The organism is Mesorhizobium sp. B1-1-6 (genome assembly GCF_006443035.1).
Taxonomy (GTDB): domain Bacteria; phylum Pseudomonadota; class Alphaproteobacteria; order Rhizobiales; family Rhizobiaceae; genus Mesorhizobium.
Genome location: NZ_VFWR01000012.1, coordinates 169585 through 195007 on the forward strand (window position 1 = coordinate 169585; position 25423 = coordinate 195007).

Consider the following 25423-nt stretch of genomic DNA (forward strand, 5'->3'; position numbering starts at 1 on the left):
CCCAAGCCGAACAGCCGATCACGAAAATAGTTCCACGACCGGCCGCGATCACTCCTCGGTCGCGTCGGCTTCGACCCGCAAGATTCGACCCCAACTCTGCACGGAGCCGCGGGAACAATCGGTGACGGGCGAGGTTCGGTATCGGTTCTTCAAGGACGATCTCGATGAAACCTGCCGTAACCGACCGTATTGAAACAAAAAAATACAACCATCCCACAGGCGGATGGGGATCCCTGAGGTCATTGGTCCGCAAGGCATACGGCGAAGGCCTGCTGATGTCGGGCATATGGAGCACGCTGCTCAAGCAGAACAAAGCCGATGGCTACATGTGCGTTTCCTGTTCATGGGCCAAGCCGGCCGATCCGCGGCCCTTCGAGTTCTGCGAAAATGGCGCGAAGGCGACCATGTGGGATCAGACGAAGCTGCGTTGCGGCCCCGATTTCTTCGCACGACATACGGTCACCGAACTGCTCGACTGGCCGGATCGTGACCTCGAAAAACAGGGCAGGCTTACGGATCCCCTGCGCTACAATGCCGTAACCGACCGCTATGAACCGGTTTCCTGGGATGACGCGTTCCTCGAGATCGGGATGGAGCTTCGGCGGCTCGATCCGAAATCGGTCGTCTTCTACACATCCGGCCGGGCCTCGTTGGAGGCTTCGTTCATGTATCAGCTCTTTGCGCGTATCTATGGCTCATCGAACCTGCCCGATTCTTCCAACATGTGCCACGAATCGACCTCGGTCGGGCTGCCCGAATCGATCGGCTCGCCGGTTGGAACCGTGCAGCTCGAGGACTTCTCCCAGTGCGACATGATGTTCTTTTTTGGCCACAACACCGGGGTGACGGCGCCGCGGCTGCTGCATCCGCTGCAAGAGGCTCGTCAACGCGGGGTGCCGGTGTTCACCTTCAATCCCTTGCCGGAAAGGGGGCTGAAGCGCTTCAAGAATCCGCAAGATCCCCTTGAGATGCTGTCGCCGGGGCCCGGCACGAAGATGTCCAGCGACTTCTTCCAGGTCCGCAGCGGCGGCGATATCGCCGCCATGACCGGCATCGCCAAGGCGGTGCTGGCGCTCGACGACGCGGCACGGGAACACGGGAATCCGCGCGTCCTCGACGTCGATTTCATTGCCGAGCACACGGATGGTTTTGCCGAATTCGAGGCTTACCTGCGGGCAGCCAGGTGGGACGAAGTCGTCAGGCGCTCGGGAATAGCGCAGGCGGATCTCGAACATGTTGCCGAGGTCTACAGCCGCTCCAATGCGGTGATCGGCAATTACGGCATGGGTTTGACACAGCACCGGCACGGTACCGAGAACGTCCAGATGCTATGCAATCTGCTGCTCATGCGCGGCAACATGGGAAAGCCCGGCGCCGGCATTTCACCGCTGCGCGGCCATTCCAATGTACAGGGCCAGCGCACTGTCGGCATATCCGAAAAACCCGAGCTCGTTCCGCTCGACAAGTTCGCCCGGTTCTATGATTTCGAGCCGCCACGCGAGAAGGGTCTCGACACGGTCGAGGCCTGCGAGGGCGTCATCGCCGGCTCGGTGAAAGGCTTCATCGGACTCGGCGGCAATTTCGTTCGCGCCGTGCCCGAAACCGGCCTGATCGAGAAAGCATGGCGTCGGCTTGGGCTGCATGTCGAAGTCGCCACCAAGCTCAACCGCAGTCATCTCCTGCCGGGGGCGGTGACCTATCTGCTGCCCTGCCTGTCGCGGCTGGAAAGGGACCATCAGGCGAGCGGCGACCAGACCGTTTCGATGGAGGACTCCACCGCCTGTATCCACGGCTCCTTCGGTTCGCGTCCGCCGGCTTCACCGCATCTGCTTTCCGAACCGAAGATCGTGGCGGAACTGGCCAAGGCCACCGTATCGGGGGTGAGTTCGATCCCGTGGGATAAATGGGTCGCCGATTATTCCCTTATCCGCGATGAGATCGAGCGTTGTTACCCGCAGCATTTCGTGAGTTCAACAAGCGGTTCCTGACGCCGGGAGGCTTTCACCGCGATATCAAGGCCTCGAAACGGGTCTGGGAGACGCCGAACAAGAAAGCCAATTTCAAGCTGCCGACGACGCTTGAAACAGACCCGGACATCGATGTTTCGGGTCACAATGTGCTGACGCTCATAACGGTGCGCTCCAATGACCAGTTCAATACCACCGTCTATGGGTACAATGACAGACTGCGCGGCATACACGGCACACGCATGGTCCTGTTGATGAACGAGGCCGACATTCAGCGGTTCGGATTGAGCGCCGGGCAGGAAATCGATCTGGAAACCCATGCCGACGATGGCGTGGAGCGGCGGGTTCGAGGTTTGCGCATCACCCCCTACTCCGTGCCCGAAGGCAACTGCGCCGGTTATTATCCGGAACTCAATCCCCTGGTTCCTCTGTGGCACCGGGCCAAGAAGGCTCACGTCCCCGCCGTAAAGTCGGTTCCCGTCAGAATTGTTGCCAGGGAACCCAAAACGAGAAGCTCGGCGCGCCACTAAAGCAATCCAGGAAAAGTGTGTACGGCTTTCCAGGGAAAAGCGCGGTGCGCTTTCCCATAGGAATTGCGCAAAAACAACAACACAGAGTGGTTAGCCGTTTCCGCAGACGATGAACTGCTCTATGGCGGTCCCAGTCTGGTGGGCCAGGCCGTAGCTAGCCGCCAGCCGGCTTAGGGGATGCCGGCTGGGCCGGTTGGGTGCCTTGCTGATCTCCGCCGGTGGTGGTTTGTGGGGTGGGGTTCGTGTCGGTTGTGGGGTTTTTGTCGACCGGCTGACTGTTCGTATCCGCTTTGGATTTGTCGGGATCGGGATTGTTGCACCCGGCCAGACAAACCAGTGCCAGCATCAGCAACACGGCTCTCATATCGATACTCCTTCGGTGGGAGATGGCGAAGCAGCCTGCCAAGCTTCCATCCGGTCGAATCGCACCGAAAGCCCCTGCCTGGCCGCGCTTCTGGCCAACATGCGATCCAGTTCGGCATCTTCGATGGGGCTGCGCATCACCTCACGAATGGCCCTGCAAGCCAGCTCCGTCGACACGAAATCATATCGCCTGCTCCTGGTCAGCACATATTGCTCGACCAGCATTTTCACACGCCGGAGCGCGATCTTATCAGCATGTTGCATCATGTTCCTCCTGCACGCGCCGAACTGCGGGACCAACCCGTTGTTCCCGCCCGAATTCCGAAAATCCATCGCCCGGCCAAGAGCAGAAGTCAGACTCCCGGCGGGCGCCGACCGGACGATACCGATCCACGGAACAATCATCTCCTCTGCTGGTTCGGCCGGCACGACGGAGGAAATCATGACGGATGCAAAACTCGCAGTGGTCACCGGCGCCTCGAGCGGCATAGGCAAGGAACTTGCGAAACTCTGCGCGAAGGACGGCTACGATCTCGTCGTTGCGGCTGATGAACCGGCAATCCAGCAGGCCGCCGAGGCACTCGGCTCACATAATATCGCAGTCGAAGCCGTCGAGGCCGATCTCGCGACCGTCGAAGGCGTGGATCGGCTGATCTCCCGAATTGGCGAGCGTGACATCGACCTGCTGTTTCTCAACGCTGGACGCGGGCTCGGCAATGGCTTCGTCGACCAGGACTGGGGGAAGATCCGGCGCATCATCGACACCAATATCACCGGAACGGTGTATCTCGCGCATGAACTCGGCGCCAAGATGGCTCGCCGCGGGCGCGGGCGCATTCTTGTCACCGGGTCGATCGCCGGTTTCATGCCCGGGACTTTCCAAGCCGTCTACAACGGCACCAAGGCATTCATCGATTCCTTCGCGATCGCCTTGCGTCACGAATTGCAGGACACCGGCGTCACGGTGACCGTGTTGATGCCCGGCGCCACGCAGACACGCTTCTTCGAACGCGCCGAGATGATGGACACCAAGGTCGGCACCGACGAGAAGGACAATCCGGCCGACGTTGCCAAGGCCGGCTACGAAGCGATGATGACTGGCGAAGAACAGGTGGTCAGCGGCTGGAAGAACAAGCTGCAGGTCGCCGCTGCGCATGTCACGCCAGCGGGTACGCTGGCCGAACAGCACCGCGAGATGGCGGCCCCGGGCTCGGCGTCCCAGGACTGACCGGCGGCATCTCCGGCGCCACGCACGAGAAACGCGCGTTGAAACGCGCCCTCGAAACTCAGGAGCAACATCGTGAAAGCCCTTACATGGCACGGCAAAGGCGACATACGCTGCGACCAAGTGGCCGATCCCGTCATCGAGGATGACCGCGACGTGATCATCAAGGTTACGTGCTGCGCCATATGCGGCTCCGACCTCCACCTGATGAACGGTTACATGCCGACGATGAAATCGGGCGACGTGCTTGGCCACGAGACGATGGGCGAAGTGGTGGAGGTTGGTCAGGGCCATTCGAAGTTCAAGAAGGGTGACCGGGTGGTGGTGCCGTTCAACATTTCCTGCGGCGAGTGCTGGTTTTGCCAGAACGGGCTGTTTTCGCTTTGCGACCGCTCGAATCCCAACGCAAAACAGGCCGCCGAAGCGATGGGGCAATCGCCGGCCGGCCTTTTCGGATATTCGCATCTTGTCGGCGGCTATTGGGGCGGACAAGCGGAATATCTGCGGGTTCCGTTCGCCGATGTCGGTCCGATCAAGGTGCCGGAGGGAATGGAAGATGAACAGGTGCTGTTTCTCTCCGACATCTTCCCGACCGGCTACATGGCGGCAGAGAACGCCGGCATCGAGCCGGGCGATACGGTCGCGATATGGGGTTGCGGCCCGGTTGGCCAATTCGCCATCCAGAGCGCGTGGATGCTCGGCGCCGGCCGCGTCATCGCCATCGACAAGGTGCCGGAGCGGCTGGCCATGGCGCGTGAACACGGCAAAGCCGAGACGCTCGACTTCAGCAATTCCAATATCTACGACGCACTGATGGCGATGACCGACGGCCGCGGCCCGGATCGCTGCATCGACTGCGTCGGCACTGAATCCGACCCCGGCGCCAGCGCCGACGCCATGCTCGACAAGGTGAAGGCCGCCGTCTATCTCGGCACCGATCGGCCGCATGTGCTGCGAGAGGCGATCTATTGCTGCCGCAAGGGCGGCACCATCTCGGTTCCCGGCGTCTATATCGGCCTGGTCGATCACATCCCGTTCGGCGCCGCGATGAACAAGGGGCTGACCTTCCGAATGGGCCAAACCCATACCCAGCGCTATCTCGAACCACTTCTGGCCAAGGTCCAGAATGGCGAGATCGACCCGTCTTTCGTCATCACCCACAGAGCCGAGCTCGAAGCCGGGCCGGACCTCTACAAGACCTTCCGAGACAAGCAGGATGGTTGCATCAAGGTGGTTATGCGGCCGCATGGCTGAGATGTCGCGGTTCCAGAGGCAAGAGCTGTCTCATTCCCGGCATCCGTTGGACGCCCGCCCGATCGGCATTGGCAGTTCGGAACTTTCTGTTGTGTCGGCGATTGACCCGCTGAGTTCGGTTCGGAAGAAGGGTGCCGCCATGGCCAACGAGAATTCTCGCTCGAAACCCGTTATTCGGTCTCCGAACACCGATGGTTTGCCACACCCGAGGCGAGACGCCGGTGCTACGGACGCAGGGGCGAAATCGCCGACGCCGAAGACTGCCGGAGGATCTCACCCTTCAGCCCCTCCCCTGGACAATCCCACAGCCAATCGAAATGCCGGTCGTCCCCGTCAGCCCAGCACGACTCCGCGACCGACGGACAAGCCCTTGGACTGATCCTATGGCGCCCTTCGAGTGCCCGTCAACGCGAAACGTCGCGCAGCGACCCCAGGTCGGCCAACGCAGCCAGGATAGCTGCTTCAGTCGCCGGCTTGGGCACGAATTTGCAGTCGCGAAAGGATGCCGGTAGGTCGCGCGCGCCAAATCCCGTCATGAGGGCGAAGGGAACACCCTGCGCCTGCAATGTCTCCGCGAGGGGCAGGCTCGTTTCACCGTTCAACTGAATGTCCAGCAACGCCATGTCGATCTTGTCCGAGCCGACGAGACGAAGCGCCGCGGCTACCGAAGGCGCGGGACCGACCACCTGGTAACCGGCGCTACGCAGGACCAACGCGGTGTCTTCCGCGATCAGCCATTCATCCTCGACAACCAGGACGCGCGGTCCGTCGTTCACGACCCCTCCTTCCGGTTAACGGGAAATGCGATCTGAACGTTGAGGCCTTCCTTGCGAAAAGCGGTTTCGACATGACCGCCAAGCCTGTAGCCGATCTCTCCCTGCAGCAGCGTGAGGCCGAAGCCGCTGCCGACGGGTTCATTGACAGGGGGACCGTCCTTCTCGCGCCAGGTAAGCGTAAACATGTCGTCAGCGATCGACCACATCACCACCACCTTGCCACGAGGTTTGGAAAGACCGCCATATTTGGCCGCGTTGGTGGCCAGTTCGTGGACGGCCATGCTAAGGGAAAGGCCCTGTTGCGGTCCAAGTTCTATCTCCTGGCCGTTCAGTTCGAACCGTTCAATGCCAAACGGCTCGAGCTCCTGGTGAAGCAGCTCGCTGACCGAAGCTTCCTTCCAGCTTTTCCGGCTCAATAACCCATAGGCCCGCGACATCGCATGCAAGCGCCCGATCAAGGCTTCCGCGAATTCATCCTTCGACACGGATTTCTCCCGCGTGCGGCTCGCAATGCTGACGATCACCGCCAACATGTTCTTGACCCGGTGGTTGAGCTCAGAGATGAGAACCTGCTGATGTTCTTCCGCCTGAGCCAGAGTGGTGACGTCGACCAGTGTCACGACCACACCCTGAACGCGGTTGCTCTTGTCCCGATAGGGATTGATATGGACCATGTGAAACCGCCCGGCGCTGTCGCGCGCAAGGTGGTGGTTCAGGGTCTCGCCTGTCTCGAACACCTCGGCGATATGCTGCTTCAACTCGGGATACTCCAACTGGCTCGACAGGTCCGTCAGCGGCCGGCCGACGTCGGAGGGTCGCAGACTGAAGAACGACGAAGCCGCGGGCGTGAAGGTCCGCACCACCAGATTGCGATCGAGGAAAATGGTCGCGATCTCCGTGCTTTCGAACAGGTTGCGCAGATCGCTGTTGGCGTGATCGAGTTCCTCGATCTTGTTCGTCAACTCGGCATTGATAGTGTTCAGTTCCTCATTGAGCGACTGCATTTCCTCCTTCGAGGCCTCAAGTTCCTCATTGGTCGACTGGGCCTCCTCGTTGACAGAGACGAGTTCCTCGTTGGACGATTTCACCTCTTCCAGTGCGGTCTCATATTCCTCGATCGTCGATTGCAGGCGCTCCCTCGCATCGCGCAGTTCTCGCTCCAGATCGGCGGTGCTGTCGGTGTCATGGCTGCCGCCTTCGTCTGTGCGGATCTGCGTAGGTCCCGACGGTTCGAACAGGACGAGATAGAGCGGCTCGCCATTGTCGCGTTCCGCCAGCGGCTCAATGGTGAGCTTGATCGGCTGGATCCGCTCATCATCCTCCTCGACCGTGAGATTTTCCCGTATGACGGTCCGGCGCGTCGACGTCGCTTCCCGCAGCGCGGCGCGCAGGTCGAGTCGCAGCCCACGGCGCGCCATTGTCAACAGTTGCCGGCTGGGAATGCCTTGCGGCGCTTCGAGATATTTGCCGGTGCGAGCTGAGTAGTAGACGACATCGCCCTCGGCGTTGACCAGCACATGCGGGGGGGCGAAGCGCTCCAGCACCTGCGCCTCGACCGCCTGGCGTAGGGGATAACCGGCGGCTCCCTTCCTCAAGCCAGTGCTCTCGGACGGGAATGCGCCTGAACGGCCATCGCCGATCAGGGCCGGCAGCCTGACATGCGGCGAGGCATGCTCCCGCGCCTGGAAGATGCGATGTTTCTTGTCGACGGTAGCGAACAGATCGTCGTTCTGTCCGACGCTCTCCGAGGTGCCGAGGAAAAGATAACCGCCGGGCTTCAGGGCGTAATGGAAAATAGGAATGACCCGGTTCTGAATGGCGGGGCCGAAATAGATCAGCAGGTTACGGCACGACACCAGGTCCATGCGTGAGAAAGGCGGGTCGCGAACGACGCTGTGCGGCGAAAAGATGCACAGCTCCCGTATCTCGTTGCTGATGACATAGGTGTCCCCGTCGCCATTGAAAAACCGCTGGCGGCGTTCGGGGGAAAGTCCCTGCAGCAGGGCTTCAGGATAGCGCCCTGCCCGCGCCACCGCCAGCGCCGGTTCGTCGATATCGGTCGCGAATATCTGGATTCGCGGAACGACCGGGAGCTTTTCCACATGTTCGCGCAGCAGGATGCCGATGGAGAACACCTCTTCGCCTGTGGCGCAGCCGGGAATCCACACCCTGATGATGTCGTTGGCGGTCTTGCCTTCGAAGAGTTGCGGTACGATCTTTCGCTCGAGCAGTTCGAAGGCCTCGGGATCGCGAAAGAAGTTGGTGACGTTGATCAGCAGGTCGCGAAAAAGGTTCATCACCTCGCGAGGGTCCTTCTGCAGCCATTCCACGTATGCGCCAATGGATTGCATCTGCGCGATCTGCATGCGCCGCTTGATGCGTCGCAGGAACGTCTTGGTCTTGTAGCCCGAGAAATCATGGCCTGAGTGGCTGCGCAGGATGCCGTAGATCTGGGACAGGACCTTTTCCATACCCGCCGTGCGGACGCTATCCTCCTCCGCCAACCCATTCAACGCGTCGAAGCCGCGCGTGAAGGCTTCCAGTTTCGTGCCGATCTCCTCGGCGGGCGCGGCTATATCGATAAGTCCGCTGGTGATGGCGCTCTGCGGCATATCGGGGTTGCGCGGGCCGTAGCCGTCGGAGATCTGCGCGACGGTGAGCCCGCCATGCTCCTTGATCGCCTTGGCGCCCAAAGTTCCATCGGAATCTCCGCCCGACAGGATGACGCCGACGGCATGTTCGCCCTGGTCTTCGGCAAGTGCGCTGAAGAAGATGTCTATGGGTTTGCGCTCCTGGCTGAACCCATTGGGCCGGCGCAGGCGCAGCATTCCCTTGTCGATGGTCATGGTCACGTTCTGCGGCATGACATAGACGTGGTTTGGTTGAACGATCATGCCGTCCGCCGCGATTTCGACCGCCATTTCGGTGTAGCGGCCGACGACCTCGTGCAACAGGCTCTCTCGCTTGGGGCTGAGATGAGTGATGACGACGAACGCCATGCCGGGCTGATCGGCCATACCCTTGAACAGCCCTTCCATCGCCGGAATCCCGCCGGCGGACGCGCCGACGCCAACGATGGGAAATCTTTTCGACTGGGCTGTCACTGGAAGTTCCCCTTTCAGCACCTGTGTGCGAAATCACTTATGAAGCAGGCGGACAGCAGGTAAGCATAGGCGCGGCGGAGATACGGAACAAGTCGCGACGGATGGCGTTGAATTTGGAGTTCACGTGTTCAATGACCAAACGTCCATTCTGAAACAAAGCTCCCGACGCACATGGAGTCAGCGGCGTGGAATTGCTCGACGATTTCGGCCGGGCTCGTGCCGACACGCCAGCAGGCTCGGCCAGGGAGACTGTTTCCACGAGATACTGGTCGAGAAAGGATGACGAGGTGCGCGATCTGCAAGGGGTGCATCTTCTGATCGTCGAAGACGAATGGATGGTAGCCGGAGATCTCGCCCGTTATTTCAGCAATATGGGTGCGATCATCCTGGGACCGGCAGCGACGGTCGAACAAGCATCATTGCACACTGAATCGGCCGAGGCTGCCATCCTCGACGTCAACCTCAACGGGCGACGTGTCTTTCCGATCGCGGACGAACTGATGCGCCGCGGCGTGCCGTTCGTGTTTTTCAGCGGTGACAGCGATATCGCCATTCCCGAACATCTCCGGCATGCCAGCAACCTGCGAAAATCCTCGGGCAGCGGGGCTGTATTCAATGCTCTTTTCCCGCCGCAAAGCCCGGCTGCGGCGAGCGGCTTTGTGCCAAGTTCGCCGGACGACGTGTTTTCGCTCCTGCCCAAACTCAGGCTTGCGGCACGTCTGTTGCTGGGGGATGTGGAAGCCTCCGACCGGCTTGTCGAAAGGACGCTTGAGCGAGCGATCCGTGACATCGACCAAAGGCGGATCGGCCAGTCCACCGAAGACTGGCTTAACGCCATCATGCGCGATTTGGCAAAGTCCAGCGGCGCAAGGCTTCTGAACTGAGCCGAACCAGGTTTCCGATTGATCGCCGGCCGGGCCTCGGTCAGCCCTTTTGGTCACGCTCGACGAACTTGTTGAAACGGCTGGTCTGCCCGCCGCCGGTGTTGGCCTGGTAAAGAAAAGCCAGACGGTTCTCATCGAATATCCGAAAGAACTCATCCCATTCGACTGGTTCGAATGCCTCCTCGGGCTCGCCGAAATCGATCCGCAGGATGCCGCCCTCGCCCTTGGTTCGCACCACTGCCGGCCGGCCGTTCCGCTCCTCGGCCCATTTGCGAATCTCCTCGTGATTGGTGGTCGTCTGCGATTGCGACATCGAAATCTCCTTTGGACCTGCTCTCTCGCCGCGCACGCACCGCGGCAACTGTTGAGCGTCCTAACAGCACACGGCAGGCAATGTTCCAGCACCCGTCGCGCGGTGCGATGCGCCTGCTGTCGAATGAAACCGCCAGGAGAACTTTGTTGATGCCCAGGGAACAAAGCTTTTGCCGAGAAGTTGGGGACGCCGAGGTCACCAGTCCGAGGAGTTGTCGTGAAACGTATACTGGTCACAGGGGGCTGTGGTTTCATTGGTCGCCACGTCGCACAAGAATTCGCCGATCACGGTTATTCGGTTTGCATCCTAGATGCATTGCTGGATCAGGTGCATGCCGGCGAAGCCGTCAACCTTCCCGCTGGAGCCGAACTGATCAAGGGCGACGTGCGCGATCGCGAAGCCGTCACCAAGGCGCTGAAGGGCGTCGACGGGGTGGTTCACCTGGCTGCGGAAGTCGGCGTCGGCCAATCCATGTACGAGATCGCCCGCTATGTCGGCGCCAACGATCTCGGCACTGCAACACTGCTCGAGGTGTTGATCAAGCACCCGGTCGAGCGGATCGTCGTCGCGTCTTCGATGAGCGTCTACGGCGAAGGTCTGTATGCCACGCCCGACGGCCGGCGCGTCGGCAACGCCCGGCGCAAGGCCAACGACCTCAAAGGCGGACAGTGGGATCCCTTGTCGGCGGACGGTGAACCTCTCTCGCCGTTGCCGACAGACGAAGAAAAGCCGATCGATCTCGCCTCCATCTATGCATTGACGAAATATGCCCAGGAACGCGCCGTGCTGATCTTCGGCGAAGCCTATGGCGTCGATGCGGTGGCGCTGCGCCTGTTCAACGTTTTCGGCGCCGGACAGGCGCTTTCAAACCCCTATACCGGCGTGCTGGCCAACTTCGCCTCGCGTCTGGCCAACGGCAAGCGGCCGATGATCTTCGAAGATGGCCAGCAGAAGCGCGATTTCGTTCATGTACGTGACGTCGCCCGCGCCTTTCGCCTGGCACTGGAGCAACGCCAGGCAAAAGGCCACGTCATCAACATCGGAAGCGGCCGGGCTTATGCGATCCGCGATGTCGCGCGCCTGCTGGCCGAGGCCATGGGAACGCCGGACCGCTCACCCGAGCTGCTCGGCAAAGCGCGTTCCGGCGACATTCGCAACTGCTTCGCCGATATTTCCAAGGCGCGTGAATTGCTCGGTTTCGAGCCGGGGCGGCAATTGGAGAATTCGCTCGGCGACTTTGTTTCCTGGGTGCGCAACACGATTGCCATCGATCGGGGCGCCGACATGAAACGCGAGCTCGAAGAACGCGGGCTGGTGTCATGAAGCCGGGTAGACGCAACCGTCGCGAAGCACCTGTCGCCATCGTCGGCGGCAGCGGCTTCATCGGGTCCAATCTCGCCGACAGCCTGTTGTCGGACGGCGAGCCGGTGCTGGTGATCGACAATCTCAGTCGCGCTGGTGTCGAACAGAACCTTGAATGGTTGTCGCACAAGCATGGAAGCCGCCTCACCGTGGAAACCGTCGATGTGCGCGACGCCAACGGCTTGGCTTCGGCCCTCACGGGGTCGAAAGCCATATTCCACCTGGCCGCGCAGACCGCCGTTACCACCAGCCTGGTTCGGCCGGGCGAGGATTTCGACATCAACCTTAGAGGAACGTTCAACGTCCTGGAGGCGGCGCGACAGAGCGGCGAACGGATCCCGGTGATCTTCGCCAGCACCAACAAGGTGTACGGCAGCCTCCCCGACATTGCGGTTCGCCCGGAGGGCGAGCGCTATGTGCCCTGCGACCCTGCGATCCGCACCGAGGGCATCGGCGAGGGCCGCAGCCTGGACTTTTGCACACCCTATGGCTGCTCCAAAGGCGCGGCCGACCAGTACGTGCTCGACTACGCCAAGTCCTATGGCTTGCCGACGGCGGTCGTGCGGATGAGCTGCATCTACGGCCCGCGCCAGTTCGGAACGGAGGACCAGGGCTGGGTTGCGCACTTCCTGCTTTGCGCGCTTTCGGGGCGGCCGATAACCATTTACGGCGACGGCAGGCAGGTGCGCGACATCCTGCACGTCTCCGATGCAGTTGCAGCCTACAGGGCCGTGCTCGACCGGATCGAGACGATCACGGGCCAGGCGTTCAATCTCGGCGGCGGACCGAAAAATGCGCTCAGCCTGCGCATGCTGTTGAGCGAGATCGGCAGCCTGACGGATCGAGCACTGTCGATCCGCTATGAGGCAGAGCGGACGGGCGACCAGCCCTTCTTCGTCGCCGATACGAGAAAGATGCAAACCACGCTTGGCTGGACGGCGCATGTTTCGTGGCGAGAAGGCATCCGCGACCTCGCCGAATGGTTGCAGCGTCACCGGCTCGAACCCCACGCCGAAGCCGAGAGGTACGTCGCATGAAAATCGCGTTGGTCAACCCATTCTGGACCTACGACGACAGCATCTATTTCGGCTGCCGCCAACCGCATCTACCCCTGGAACTCGGCTACTCGAAAGCCTTGCTCGAACGGGCTGGCCATGAGGTGCTGATGCTGGACGGACAGCTTCAGAAGCTTGACAATTCCAGCCTTTCCGAACGGGTGGCCGAGTTCGCGCCGGCAATGACGGTCGTCACCACCGCGCCGACCTATCTGTTCTGGCGCTGCGCGCCGCCGGAATTGCGCGTGCCGGCCGATTTTCTCAACCGCCTTGCCGGGCGGGGCGGGCGCACCGTCGCGGTCGGGCCGCATGGCTCGGCGACACCGGCGCCAACGCTGCGCAAGCTCGGCGTCGACATCATCGTGCGCGGCGAATGCGAGGAGGTCGTGGCCGACCTTGCACGGCGCGATGATTGGAGTGCGGTGTCGTCAACCGCCTACTTTAGCGAAGCAAGGCTGATCTCGAACGGCGGTGTCCACGCCAGTTCGTTCATCGACCATCCGCCGCTCGAATGGCCATCGGACTGGATCGCCGCGCACGCGCACCACCATCACAGGTTCGACGACCACCAGGTGGGGTTCGGCGCGGAAGTCGAGGCGTCGCGCGGCTGCCCTTACAATTGCAGCTTCTGCGCCAAGATGGACTTCCGCGATGCCTATCGCCGCCGAAACCACGAGGCGGTCGTGACGGAAATAGACCGGCTGATCGCCCAAGGTGTTGGCTATATCTACTTCATCGACGAGATTTTCCTGCCGCAGAAAGCCTTGCTGGAGGCACTGGTCGACCGTGATGTGAAATTCGGCGTACAGACCCGCATCGACCTGTGGAAGCCCGAGTTGCTGGAATTGCTTGGCGCGGCCGGTTGCGTGTCCATCGAAGCGGGCCTCGAAAGCCTGACAGTGGAGGGCCGGGCCATGCTGGCCAAGCGCTGCCGCCTGGGCACGGAGGAACTCGCCGCGCTGCTCGTCGATGCAAGACGCCATGTTCCGTTCGTCCAGGCCAATCTGATCGGCGTGGTCGAAGATGACCCTGCCCTGGTCGACTACTGGCGAAACCACCTGATCGACAACGGCGTATGGGCCAATGAGCCGGTACCTCTCTATCCCTACCCGAGTTCGCCCAGCTATCGCGAGCTTTGGGGCGAGCCCGATGACATCGCGTGGGAGCGCGCGCATGAACACTATCTCGCCTCGTTCCAAAAATTCAGCGACATCCAGGAGAAGCGCCCGCGTCCGCTGGCGGAACTGGAGGCGACATGTTGCGGACACTGACCCCGCGTTCGCGGCGCATCCTGATGACGGTCGATGCCGTGGGCGGCGTGTGGCGGTACGCGCTTGATCTGGCGCGGGAATTCGTGGACGGCGGGGACAGCGTTTTGCTCGCCGGTCTCGGTCCGGAACCATCCACGCAACAGGCCGAAGAAGCACAGTCCTTGGCGACACTGAGCTGGCTGAACACGCCGCCGGACTGGATGACCCGCAATGCCAGCGACCTCGATGCGTTGCCGGGGGAGCTGCATGCGCCCATTCGTGACCACGCCATCGACCTTGTTCATCTCAATGCGCCGACGCAGGCAGTGGGGCTCGATGCGCCCTGCCCTGTCGTGGTGGTCTCGCATTCCTGCGTGGTCACATGGTTCCATGCGGTCAAGGGACAGGCGGTGGACAGTGCATGGGACTGGCAGAAGCAGCGCAACAGGCGCGGCTTCGACAGGGCCGACGCCGTCATCGCGCCGAGCCACAGCCACGCCGCAATGCTCGAAACCTGCTATGGACAAATCGCGCGTCTCAATGTCGTCGCCAACGGCGCCCGCCCGGTTGCGAAAGCCGAAAAACGTCAACCGCTCGTCTTCGCCGCCGCCCGCTGGTGGGACGAAGCCAAGAACGCCACGGTGATCGACCAGGCCGCGTCGATAACGCAATGGCCCGTCTTTGCAGCCGGTTCCACGCTAGGTCCGGACGGCCAGCGCGCCGGCTTCAGCCATGCCGTCGCTCTCGGAGCGCTACCGCATGATGAGATGCGCTCCCTGATGGCACGCGCCGGAATCTTCGTGTCGCCATCGCTCTACGAGCCGTTCGGCCTGGCGACGCTGGAAGCGGCCATGTCGGCGACGCCGCTGGTCCTATCCGACATCGCCACCTACCGCGAGTTATGGGACGGGGCCGCGTTATTCTACGACGCGCGCGACCCGCACGACCTCGCCGCCTGCATCAACCGTCTCTCCGCGGATGCGCAGCACAGGCGGGAGCTCGGACGGGCAGCCCTGCGCCGGAGCCGCAGGTTTTCGCTGGCGAGGCAGGCAACGGCCATGCGCTACGTCTACGACAAAGCGGCCCTAGCGATGGCGGAGCGCTGATCATGCGCTTTCTGTTTTATACCCATTCGGTCGTTTCCGACTGGAACCACGGCAACGCACATTTCCTGCGCGGCGTCATGCGGGAGCTGGTCGCGCGCCAGCATCAGGCGATCGCGCTGGAGCCGGCGGACGGCTGGAGCCGCTCGAATCTGCTGGCCGAGAAGGGCTCCTTCGCCATCGAGCGCTTCAGGAACGATTTCCCCGAGCTGATGCCGGTGACCTACGATGCCGGCTTCGACCACGAGGCCTGGATCGCCGATGCGGACGTGGTGGTCGTCCATGAATGGACCGAGCCGGACCTCGTCGCGCGCCTTGGTCGCGCCAGGGCCAACGGCGGCAACTTCATCCTCCTGTTTCACGACACCCACCACCGCGCCGTGTCGGCGACCGAGGCGATCTCGGCGCTCCGGCTGGAGCATTACGACGGCGTCCTCGCCTTTGGCGAAGCCCTGCGCGAGAGCTACCTGCGCGCCGGGTGGGGCAAACGCGTCTTCACCTGGCACGAGGCGGCTGACGACCGCCTGTTCAGACCGCATCCTGAGATCCGCCCGACCTCCGATCTGATCTGGATTGGAAACTGGGGCGACGACGAGCGTACCGCGGAGCTCAAGGAATTTCTGATCGAGCCGGTGCACGAACTCGGCCTCGATGCCACCGTTCATGGCGTGCGCTACCCCAGGCAGGCGCTCGCCGATCTCGCAGCCGCCGGCCTGCGCCATGAAGGCTGGATCGCCAATGCCGACGTGCCGAAGGCGTTCGCAGCGCATCGTGTCACGGTGCATGTTCCGCGCCGCCCCTATCGGGAAGGCCTGCCCGGCATTCCGACCATCCGCGTGTTCGAGGCGCTCGCCTGCGGCATTCCGCTGATTTCGGCCCCATGGTCCGACACCGAGCAACTGTTCAGGCCAGGCGTCGATTTCCTGTTTGCGGACAATGGCTCCCAGATGCGGCGACACCTCCGGGCCGTACTCGGCGACGCGGATTTCGCTGCCTCCCTGGCGGCGTCTGGTCTCGAGACCATCCGCCTGCGGCACACATGCCGGCACCGCGTGGACGAGTTGTTCGGCGTGCTCGCCGAATGCGGACCTCAACACATCACCAATCCGACCGCCGCAAAGGAAGCTGCTGAATGAAGATCGCTTTTTATGGATCGAGCCTGTTGTCGTCCTACTGGAACGGCGCCGCTACCTATTACCGTGGGTTGCTCAAGGCGCTTTCCCAACTCGGCTACGAAATCACCTTCTATGAACCTGACGTCTATGACCGCCGGAACAACCGCGACATCGAGGCGCCGGATTGGTGCGCCGTCGTCGTGTACGAGGCGACCCAGCACGCGCTGATGCAGGTGGCGGCGTGCGCCGCCGAGGCGGATATCGTCGTCAAGGCGAGCGGCGTCGGTTTCGAGGATGAGGCGCTGCTGCGCGCCGTGCTCGATCACGCGCGTCCTGACGCGCTCGTCGTGTTCTGGGACGTGGATGCTCCAGCGACGCTCGGCCAATTGCGCGATGAACCGGACCATCCGCTGCATGCCGCGCTGCGGCAAATCGATCTTGTGTTGACCTATGGCGGCGGCGACCCCGTGGTCTGGGCCTATCGCGCCATGGGAGCGAAGGAATGCGTGCCGATCTACAATGCGCTCGATCCTGAAACGCATTATCCAGTCGCCAGTCAGGCGCGTTTTGCTTGCGACCTCGCTTTCCTCGGAAACCGGCTGCCGGACCGTGAGGCGCGCGTCGAGGCGTTTTTTCTCGATCCGGCCAGCCGTTTGCAGGAGCAGCGTTTCCTGCTTGGCGGATCGGGCTGGGGCGACAAGCCGCTTCCCGCCAATGTCGGTTGGCTCGGCCACGTCGGCACCCGTGACCACAACGCCTTCAACGTCACCCCGAAGGCCGTGTTGAACATCAGCCGCGACAGCATGGCCGCAAACGGCTTTTCGCCCGCCACTCGGGTTTTCGAGGCGGCGGGCGCCGGTGCCTGCCTCATCACGGATGCGTGGCTGGGCGTCGAACTGTTCCTGAAACCCGGCGAGGAGATCCTGGTCGCACGCGACGGCGGCGATGTCGCCGAAATCATGCGCACCTTGACCCCCAATCGGGCAAAGGCGATCGGCGCGTCCGCGCTGCGCCGCGTCCGCGGTGAACATACCTACGCCATGAGAGCGGCCGTGACCGATACGGTCTTGAGGCGGCACTTCGAGCGCGGGACCGTGGAGGCGGCGTGATGACCAAGCGGCTCAACATCGTCTTTCTCGGCCTGTCCCTCTCCTCGTCCTGGGGAAACGGCCACGCCACGACATTTCGAGGCCTGCTGAAGGGCCTGCACGAACTCGGCCATCGTGTGACATTCCTGGAGCGCAACGTGCCGTGGTACGCCCATCATCGCGACTTGCGCGATCCCGATTTCTGCACTCTGCGCTACTACGAAACGACGCAGGAGTTGCAACAGGACTGCGCACGATGCCTGCAACAGGCGGATGTCGTGGTCGTCGGGTCCTTCGTTCCGGAGGGGCGCGCGGTCATCGACATTGCCGCGGCGCTCTGCAAGGGGGCGCTCTGCTTTTATGACATCGACACGCCGGTGACCCTGGCAAAGCTTTCGACGGATGAATGCGACTATCTTTGTAGGCGCCAGATTCCGTATTTCGATGTCTATTTCTCCTTCACCGGCGGGCCGACGCTTGGCCGACTGACGGAGGATTTCGGCGCGCGCCGCGCCGAGCCACTCTACTGTTCGGTCGACCCGCAACGGCATCATCGAACCGCCGACCCGGTCGGCTGGGATCTCGGCTATCTCGGCACTTACAGCACGGACCGGCAGGCAATGCTGAACGCGCTGTTGCTCGAGCCCGCACGGCGCATGCCGGACCGCCGTTTCGTCGTCGCCGGCTCGCAATATCCGCCCGACATCGTCTGGCCCGAAAATGTCGAACGCATCGAACATTTGCCGCCGGCCGATCATGCCGCTTTCTATAGCCGCCAGCGCTACACGCTCAACGTCACGCGCAGATCAATGATCGCCGCCGGATGGTCCCCCAGCGTGCGCCTTTTCGAAGCGGCCGCTTGCGGTACGCCGATTATCAGCGATCGCTGGCCAGGTCTCGACAGCTTCTTTCCTGCTTCGGCGATCCGCACGGCCGACAAGGGGGATGACATCGTCGATATCCTGCTCAGGGAATCCGAGCGCGCCCGGCTCGCCATGGCCGGCCGGGCGCGCGAACTCGTCCTGGCAGCACATACCGGTGCGGCCAGGGCCCGCGAATTCGTGTCGCTGCTGACACGACCGAGAGCGGCGATGATCGATCTCGATATCGGAACCGCAGCATGACTGAGAGACAGGAGAAAACAGCGATGCGGCAAACAAGAAAAGCGCGAAGGGCGAAGACAGTGCTTGTCGCCGGCGGCGCGGGTTTCCTCGGCTCGCATCTTTGCGAAACGTTGTTCCGCAACGGCTGGCGTGTGATCTGCGTCGACAATTTCCTTACCGGCCGCATGGACAACATCGTCTCGATCATGGACCAGCCGCGCTTCCGGCTGATCGAGCAGGATATCTGCCGGCCGCTGAACCTGGGCGAGCCGGTCGATCGCGTTTTCAACCTGGCATGCGCTGCTTCGCCGCCGCGCTACCAGGCCGATCCGATACACACGACACGCACCTGCGTCATCGGAACGCTCAACCTGCTCGAACTCGCCGCCCGCAACAATGCGCGATTCCTGCAGGCGTCGACAAGTGAAGTTTATGGCGACCCGGAACAACATCCGCAACGGGAAGACTATGTTGGCCATGTGAACTTCACCGGCCCGCGCGCCTGCTACGACGAAGGCAAGCGCACCGCCGAAACGCTTTGCTTCGATTATCTGAGAGCGGCAAAAGCCGATATTCGCGTGGCTCGCATCTTCAATACCTACGGTCCCAGGATGGACCCCGCCGACGGCCGCATCGTCTCGAACCTGATCATGCAGGCGCTTGAGAAGCGCTCGATGACGATATTCGGTGATGGGTTGCAGACAAGGTCCTTCTGCTACGTCTCCGATCTGATCGACGGTATGATGCGCCTGATGGATCTCGACCCCAATCCCGGAAAACCCGTCAACCTGGGCAATCCCGGAGAATTCACCATCATGCGACTGGCATCCATGGTGAGAGACATGACCGGAACCAAATCGGATCTGAAATTCCTGCCCTTGCCGCAAGACGATCCCCGCCGGAGGCAGCCCGACATCTCGCGTGCGAAGGCGCTGCTCGGCTGGACGCCGAAAGTGCCGCTCAGGCAAGGGCTGATGCAGACGATCGGATACTTCTCCAATCTCGAAACCAGCGGGATCGACGGCCGGATGACAGCTATTGCGACAAGCGCAAGATCGGGCAGGTTGCAGGACCTTCCGGCCTGAAGCCAGGCCGCCGCAGCCACGTGCTCCGGCATGACCGCTCAAGCACGGTCATGCCTCCTGCCGCACTTTTGCGGATTGCGCGGAACATCCTGGCAAGCTCGGGGTTTGACGATGAGACCCCGCTATGGAGAACGGACCTGTGCAACCCAAACGATCCGCAAAGGATATCGAGCAGATTGCGGAAAGAGAGACGGCTGCCTTTCTGCGACGGGCCTCTATCACCTATCTCGAGTGCTGCGTCAGCCTGATGATGACGCATCTGCAGCGCGAGGAAGTGGCCACCATTCTCGAACGCGAAGCGGACATGCTGCGGAGACTGGACTGATCGTCACGGCCCGGACCTCTCCAGGAACCGTAGCAGCCCTTTCTTGTACCGCGTTGCCGCGGCTACCAGCCTTGGCTTCTCCGGGCCATGCTCGGATCGGGCAGCAACGTTCCAGAGTCCCAGTTGAAACGCCAGGTAGCAAGGTTCGAGATAGTCAATGAGGCCGGTATCGATATTGAGCCGCTCGCCGGCTTCCATGCGGTGGACCAAGGTCGCTAGCTCGCTGTCGGAAAATCTATATTCGACGCGAGCGCCGGCAATGTCCCATTCTATGGGCTGGCAGCCGATCAAATCATGCCCGCGGCAGTGATCGACGGCATCCGTCTTGATCAACATCCCGTCGGCACAAACGAGAAACTCCCACGGGTGAAGCCTTCCGTCGATCTCGACCCGTGGCAGCGCTTGCGCAGGGGCACGCTTCGAGAACCAGTTCCGCAGCTCCGCCGCGCGCCGCTCACCCAGGGCTTCGGCGCCATTGTGGACGGCCATCTCAGCGAGTTCCGGCAATCCAGCACCCGGTTCCGGAGTTCTGAGATTGGCCGCACGCCAAGCGAGATAGTGTGCGAGCTCCGCGACAAGCCTGTCTCTGGACAGGCTTGCCTGATCCATTGTCTTTCCCTCGATCCACCGTTCAACCAGAAAACCGTGACAAAGCCCGACGATCTGCGGTCCGAAGCCGGCTTCGTGCAGCATCTCCGCGGTTTGCATCTTGCGCTGCCCGGTTTGACCGAGGCCGGCAAATTTAACGAGCCACCGATCGCGTCCCGCGGACGCCAGGAATTTTCGCCGCTCGATGCCGCGTTGACTCGGTGGCCAGAGCCTCTCCTCGGCGTAGTGGAGGTTTCGCCACTCTCCAGCGGATATTTCGGTTAGGGCCAAGTGCGGGCTGCCGGCAGCCTCCGCCACCCAATCGCGCAGCGTCGGCATTTGCGCGCCGCCCGGGAAGGTGCGTTCGAAGGCCCGCGCCACATGTTTTCGGCAACCCGACCATGTCTCACGAACCTCCTTAGAGGCTTCGGCACCCGGGCCGCCGGAATGGCTCGGGAACAGGTGAATGCGATCCCTATCGATGCCCAGCCGCCGCAGCCATGCGACGACGGCGTGCATTGAACTGCCCGACAGGCCGGGGCCCTCGTCGACGACAGCGAAGCAAGCCGACGGCTTGCCCCTCCAGGCGCCGATCAATTCCGGATCGGCGTTGACATACCTGCGGAAAGGATGGCCGATCGGGCGCACGCTGATGGGTGCCGGCGCGTCGATCGCCGCGGCGACCAAGGCGGCAAGCCCGAGGCCAATGCTGCGGATGCCGATGACGCATGTATTCGAGTCGAGGCCTGATGCCCGCGCCGCGCCGAGATAGCTTTCAGGATAGAGCGCATAATGCGCGTATCCCTCGGCCGCGCCGGTAAGAACCTCGCCCCGGCAGTCGAGCGCGGCCAGCATATGCCTCAGCATGGGATCGACGGCGCCGGTCACTGTGAAGCCGCTTCGCCAGGACCTCGCCACTTCCGCCGCAAGGCCGACCAGCAGCTTGGCACCTTGCCGCTGCCTCGGCGAAGGGGTGTCCCCGCCGCGGACCTCGAACTCGACATCGGCCAGTGCCTGGACCAGTTCCGAGACCTTGACGAACAACCCTACCAGCGCAGCGTGGCGTTGAATGCCGCAGGGCCTGCAATCGAGGCTTTCAGCCATTTCGCTTGCAGCCTCGCGAAGCTGTCGCGCGTCTTCCGTTCGTTTGTGGTCGCCGTAGACGATCATCCACCGATTCCAAGCTCGCCGTGCGCCAACGCGGCATGCGCGGCTTTGATCCATCCTGCCGCGCGCAATTTTTCCACATGCCAAGGAACATTCCGGCAAGCTGACGGTTCGGGCCCAGGAACTTACCTTGGACAGCACAGGACGGCAGTTTCGTGGGATCGAAGAAAGTTCGTGTCGGTATCGTCGGTGTAGGCAATTGCGCATCCTCCCTGGTGCAAGGCCTTTCCTATTACCGAGACGCAAAAGGCAACGAGCCGATCCCCGGGCTGATGCACGCCGATCTCGGCGGGTACCACGTCGATGACATCGAGGTCGTCTGTGCGTTCGACGTCGCCAAGGGCAAGGTCGGGTGCGACGTGGCCGAAGCGATCTACAGCGCCCCGAACAACACGTTCCGTTTTGCCGATGCGGTTGCAACCGGGGTTCGCGTGGAGCGTGGCCCCACGTTGGACGGCATCGGCAAATATCTGCGCACGGAAATCGAGGAAGCGCCGGAGCCGGTTGCCAATGTCAGCGAAATCCTGCGGAACAGCGGTGCCGATGTGCTCGTCTCGTACCTGCCGGTGGGGTCGGAGGAAGCGACGCGCTTTTATGCCGAATGCGCCCTCGAGGCCGGCTGCGCCTTCGTCAACTGCATACCGGTTTTCATCGCGTCACGGCCCGAATGGCGCCTGCGTTTCGAGGAACGCGGGCTGCCGCTGGTCGGCGACGATATCAAGAGCCAGGTCGGCGCGACAATCGTGCATCGGTTGCTGGCCAATCTCTTCCGCGAGCGCGGCGTCCGCATCGACCGCACTTATCAGTTGAACTTCGGCGGCAACACCGATTTCCTCAACATGCTGGAACGCGAGCGGCTGGAATCGAAGAAGATCTCGAAGACGCAGTCCGTGACCAGCCAGTTCGATGTTCCCCTGGAGCCGGGCAACATTCATGTCGGCCCCAGTGACCATGTGCCATGGCTCACCGATCGCAAATGGGCCTACATCCGGGTTGAAGGCACGACCTTCGGTGGAGTGCCGCTCAATGCCGAACTCAAGCTGGAAGTCTGGGATTCGCCCAATTCGGCCGGCGTGGTCATCGACGCCGTGCGCTGCGCCAAGCTGGCGCTTGACCGCGGCATCGCCGGCGCGCTGACCGGTCCGTGCAGCTATTTCATGAAGTCTCCGCCTGAGCAGTTCACCGATGCCGAAGCTCGGCAGCGCACGCTCGCATTCATCACAGGCAGGGACGAGCCTATGCTCGATGCCGCGGAATGACGACGACCTTCTTCCTGATCCGGCACGCGGCACACGACAATGTCGGCTCCTATCTGGCCGGACGGATGGGCGGAGTTCGCCTTGGCGAATCCGGCAGGGCTCAGGCGGCGCATCTTGGCCGCCGCATGGCCCGCGAGCCGATTGCCGCTATCTGGTGCAGCCCACGCGAGCGCACGCAGGAAACCGCCAAGCCGATCGCGACTGCCTGTAATGTCGGCGAAATCGCGATCTGCGCCGAACTCGACGAGATCGACTTCGGCATCTGGTCGGGAAAGACGTTCGAGGAACTGAACGGCGATGCCGGCTGGCAGGCGTGGAACAGCCGGCGGCAGGAAGCAAGCACCCCAAGCGGCGAAACCATGCTGGATGTCCAACAGCGTATCGTCTCGCTGATGGATCAGGCTCGCGAGCGGCATCAGAATCAATGCGTCGCGCTGATCAGCCATGCCGACGTGATCAAGGCAGCCATCTGCCATGTGCTTGGTCTGCCCGTCGGCGACAGTTTTCGCTTCGATATCGACCCCGCCTCAATCACGACGATCGTGTCCGGAGACTGGGGAGCAAAGCTCATCCGTCTGAACGAACTTGCCTGACGAGGACTTGCCGGATGCAGATGGTCATTTTCGGTCTCACCGTCACGTCCTCATGGGGAAACGGCCACGCCACCCTGTGGCGCGGGCTGATCCGGGCGCTGGCCCGGCACGGCTGGTCCATCACCTTTTTCGAGCGCAACACCCCCTACTATGCAGGTGCGCGGGACCTCGACCAGCTGGACGGCGGCAACATCGTGCTCTACCCGGACTGGGAGGACATCCGGAGGGTCGCGGAGCAGACGATCAAGCAATCGGACGTCGTCATCGTTACCTCCTACTGCCCCGACGCCGTGGACGCTTCACGTCTGGCGCAGCAGGCATGCCGCGGGCTGCGCGTCTTTTACGACTTGGACACTCCGATCACGCTGGCGCGCCTCGATCAAGGTGAACGCCCGCCCTATTTCGGGCCCGAGGGGCTTGCCGATTTCGATCTCGTCCTGAGTTACACGGGCGGCTCGGCAATCGATGCACTCAAGTCGGTTCTCGGTGCACGCTACGTGGTGCCGCTCTATGGCCATGTCGATCCCGACCAACACCGGCCGGCAGTACCTAGGCCGGAATTTGCGGGCGACCTGTCCTATCTCGGAACCTATGCGGCAGATCGCCAGGCCGGGGTCGAAAAACTGCTGGTCCGTCCGGCCGCACTCCTGCCTGACCACCGCTTCATCATCGGCGGTGCACAATATCCACAGGGATTCCCGTGGAGCGACAACATCTTCTTCGTCAGGCATCTTCCGCCGGCAGATCATCCAGCCTTCTTTTCGTCGTCCCGCCTGACGCTGAATGTGACGCGCGAGGCGATGGCGCAAAAGGGGTGGTGCCCTTCGGGCCGGCTGTTCGAAGCAGCGGCGTGCGGAGTGCCGATCGTCACCGACACCTGGCCGGGCCTCAGCAGCTTCTTCGAACCCGGTAGCGAGATCCTGCTGGCGTACGACACAGACGACGTGATCGCGGCGCTCAAACTGCCATCGCACGAGCTCAACGCAATCCGAAGCCGTGCGCGTGAACGGGTTCTGGACGAACACACATCCACGCGGCGCGCGGCGGAACTGGATCGCATCCTGAACGAAGCCCTGCAGAGGTCGGCCGGCGAACCGATGAAGGAAGCAGTCTGATGTTGGGCATCGTGCCCGCTGCCGGACGCGGCAGCCGCATTCAACCGCTCGGCTTCTCGAAAGAGCTGCTGCCGGTCGGGAGCCGGATCGATGGACAGACGGAGCGCCCCTGCGCCGTAAGCGAATACCTGGTGCGGCGGATGGTGCGCGCCGGCGTCGACAAGGTCTGTTTCATCATCGGATCGGGTAAATCCGACATCCTCGAATACTATGCCGCGGGCTACGGAGCGGCGACCGCTCTGTTCGTGGTACAACCCAACCCTGTTGGCCTTTGCGACGCCATCTTCCGCGCAGCACCCCTCGTCGCACCGGACGAGACGGTGTTGATCGGGCTTCCCGATACGATCTGGTTTCCCGAAGACGGCTTCTGCCGTCTGCCGGACGACCGGCTGTCATTCCTGCTCTTCCCGGTGGATCGGCCGGAATTCTTCGATGCTGTGGTTCTCGACGAGGAGGGCCGGGTGCGGGAAATCCAGGTCAAGCGGCAGGACGCGGCGACGAACTGGATATGGGGCGCGTTCAAGATGCCGGGCCATGTCCTGCACCAGCTCGCGGCACTCTGGCGCGAGCGGGATTGCTATGACGAATATATCGGCACGTTGATCAACGCCTACCTGACGGCGGGCGGTCAGGCGTATGGGGTGAAGGCAGGGGCCGCCTACGTCGATGTCGGCACTTTCAACGGTTATCGCGCGGCCCTTCGGCTGCTCGACGACGATGCTGCGTCCAAACAGCACCGGCCCACGATGATCGCGCCTACGGCACATTCGCATGCCGTTCCGGGCGAAGGAGCTTAGCC

20 protein-coding genes and 1 pseudogene are annotated in these 25423 nt (G+C 62.3%); 17 read left to right on the plus strand and 4 right to left on the minus strand.

Going from position 1 to position 25423, the window contains the following annotated elements:
• Positions 1-164: 164 nt before the first annotated feature.
• The 3 genes and pseudogenes from FJ979_RS23585 to FJ979_RS23605 all read left to right on the plus strand — a co-directional run bounded on the left by FJ979_RS23585 (position 165) and on the right by FJ979_RS23605 (position 5339).
• Positions 165-2497, plus strand: a pseudogene (locus FJ979_RS23585) (FdhF/YdeP family oxidoreductase).
• Positions 2498-3302: 805 nt separating this feature from the next.
• Entirely contained in the window at positions 3303-4088 is a 786-nt protein-coding gene (locus FJ979_RS23600; RefSeq protein WP_140583960.1) for an SDR family NAD(P)-dependent oxidoreductase, read from the plus strand.
• Positions 4089-4160: 72 nt separating this feature from the next.
• Positions 4161-5339, plus strand: coding sequence for a zinc-dependent alcohol dehydrogenase (locus FJ979_RS23605; protein ID WP_140497428.1), 1179 nt, complete (start codon positions 4161-4163; stop codon positions 5337-5339).
• A 404-nt stretch (positions 5340-5743) separates the two neighbouring features.
• On the opposite strand, the gene FJ979_RS23610 is transcribed toward FJ979_RS23605, so the two are convergent.
• Positions 5744-6115 (minus strand): response regulator, encoded by a 372-nt coding sequence (locus tag FJ979_RS23610; protein ID WP_140515210.1) that lies wholly within the window; start codon positions 6113-6115, stop codon positions 5744-5746.
• Positions 6112-9219: a CheR family methyltransferase gene (locus FJ979_RS23615; RefSeq protein WP_140583962.1), complete on the minus strand. Its 3108-nt coding sequence runs from the start codon at positions 9217-9219 to the stop codon at positions 6112-6114. Before FJ979_RS23615 ends, FJ979_RS23610 begins: the two co-directional genes overlap by 4 nt.
• A 185-nt stretch (positions 9220-9404) precedes the next feature.
• On the opposite strand from FJ979_RS23615, the gene FJ979_RS23620 reads away from it, so the two are divergent.
• The gene (locus FJ979_RS23620) at positions 9405-10103 is read left to right on the plus strand and encodes a response regulator (protein WP_224617831.1); all 699 of its coding nucleotides are present in this window, start codon (positions 9405-9407) and stop codon (positions 10101-10103) included.
• 40 nt (positions 10104-10143) lie between these two features.
• Here the strand turns inward: FJ979_RS23620 and FJ979_RS23625 are convergent, their stop codons facing one another.
• Positions 10144-10416 (minus strand): hypothetical protein, encoded by a 273-nt coding sequence (locus FJ979_RS23625; protein ID WP_140497420.1) that lies wholly within the window; start codon positions 10414-10416, stop codon positions 10144-10146.
• Positions 10417-10632: 216 nt separating this feature from the next.
• On the opposite strand from FJ979_RS23625, the gene FJ979_RS23630 reads away from it, so the two are divergent.
• From FJ979_RS23630 to FJ979_RS23670, 9 genes are all read left to right on the plus strand, one after another.
• On the plus strand, positions 10633-11739 hold the full coding sequence (locus FJ979_RS23630; RefSeq protein ID WP_140497418.1) for an SDR family NAD(P)-dependent oxidoreductase: 1107 nt from the start codon (positions 10633-10635) through the stop codon (positions 11737-11739).
• On the plus strand, positions 11736-12815 hold the full coding sequence (locus tag FJ979_RS23635; protein WP_140583963.1) for an NAD-dependent epimerase/dehydratase family protein: 1080 nt from the start codon (positions 11736-11738) through the stop codon (positions 12813-12815). The genes FJ979_RS23630 and FJ979_RS23635 overlap by 4 nt, the downstream gene beginning before the upstream one ends.
• Positions 12812-14104 (plus strand): TIGR04295 family B12-binding domain-containing radical SAM protein, encoded by a 1293-nt coding sequence (locus FJ979_RS23640; RefSeq protein WP_140497414.1) that lies wholly within the window; start codon positions 12812-12814, stop codon positions 14102-14104. The genes FJ979_RS23635 and FJ979_RS23640 overlap by 4 nt, the downstream gene beginning before the upstream one ends.
• On the plus strand, positions 14089-15189 hold the full coding sequence (locus tag FJ979_RS23645) for a glycosyltransferase family 4 protein (RefSeq protein ID WP_140583965.1): 1101 nt from the start codon (positions 14089-14091) through the stop codon (positions 15187-15189). The genes FJ979_RS23640 and FJ979_RS23645 overlap by 16 nt, the downstream gene beginning before the upstream one ends.
• Before the next feature lie 2 nt (positions 15190-15191).
• Positions 15192-16322 (plus strand): glycosyltransferase, encoded by a 1131-nt coding sequence (locus FJ979_RS23650; protein ID WP_140555677.1) that lies wholly within the window; start codon positions 15192-15194, stop codon positions 16320-16322.
• Positions 16319-17410 carry a glycosyltransferase gene (locus tag FJ979_RS23655; protein ID WP_140497408.1) on the plus strand — a complete coding sequence of 364 codons (1092 nt, stop codon included), beginning with the start codon at positions 16319-16321 and terminating at the stop codon, positions 17408-17410. The genes FJ979_RS23650 and FJ979_RS23655 overlap by 4 nt, the downstream gene beginning before the upstream one ends.
• Positions 17410-18513: a glycosyltransferase gene (locus FJ979_RS23660; RefSeq protein ID WP_140583966.1), complete on the plus strand. Its 1104-nt coding sequence runs from the start codon at positions 17410-17412 to the stop codon at positions 18511-18513. Before FJ979_RS23655 ends, FJ979_RS23660 begins: the two co-directional genes overlap by 1 nt.
• Before the next feature lie 23 nt (positions 18514-18536).
• Positions 18537-19577 carry a UDP-glucuronic acid decarboxylase family protein gene (locus FJ979_RS23665; protein ID WP_140583968.1) on the plus strand — a complete coding sequence of 347 codons (1041 nt, stop codon included), beginning with the start codon at positions 18537-18539 and terminating at the stop codon, positions 19575-19577.
• A 139-nt stretch (positions 19578-19716) separates the two neighbouring features.
• Positions 19717-19902, plus strand: coding sequence for a hypothetical protein (locus FJ979_RS23670; RefSeq protein WP_140497402.1), 186 nt, complete (start codon positions 19717-19719; stop codon positions 19900-19902).
• Positions 19903-19905: 3 nt separating this feature from the next.
• On the opposite strand, the gene FJ979_RS23675 is transcribed toward FJ979_RS23670, so the two are convergent.
• Entirely contained in the window at positions 19906-21660 is a 1755-nt protein-coding gene (locus FJ979_RS23675) for a hypothetical protein (protein ID WP_140583969.1), read from the minus strand.
• Between the two features lie 152 nt (positions 21661-21812).
• On the opposite strand from FJ979_RS23675, the gene FJ979_RS23680 reads away from it, so the two are divergent.
• Genes FJ979_RS23680 through FJ979_RS23695 form a run of 4 tightly spaced genes read left to right on the plus strand, consistent with a single transcriptional unit; the run spans position 21813 to position 25421 of the window.
• The gene (locus FJ979_RS23680) at positions 21813-22916 is read left to right on the plus strand and encodes an inositol-3-phosphate synthase (protein WP_140515202.1); all 1104 of its coding nucleotides are present in this window, start codon (positions 21813-21815) and stop codon (positions 22914-22916) included.
• On the plus strand, positions 22913-23509 hold the full coding sequence (locus FJ979_RS23685; protein WP_140515201.1) for a histidine phosphatase family protein: 597 nt from the start codon (positions 22913-22915) through the stop codon (positions 23507-23509). Before FJ979_RS23680 ends, FJ979_RS23685 begins: the two co-directional genes overlap by 4 nt.
• A 14-nt stretch (positions 23510-23523) precedes the next feature.
• A complete protein-coding gene (locus FJ979_RS23690) occupies positions 23524-24624 on the plus strand; it encodes a glycosyltransferase (RefSeq protein ID WP_140583971.1) in 1101 nt (366 codons plus the stop codon).
• Positions 24624-25421 carry a sugar phosphate nucleotidyltransferase gene (locus FJ979_RS23695; protein WP_140497394.1) on the plus strand — a complete coding sequence of 266 codons (798 nt, stop codon included), beginning with the start codon at positions 24624-24626 and terminating at the stop codon, positions 25419-25421. Before FJ979_RS23690 ends, FJ979_RS23695 begins: the two co-directional genes overlap by 1 nt.
• The last annotated feature ends 2 nt before the right edge of the window (positions 25422-25423 follow it).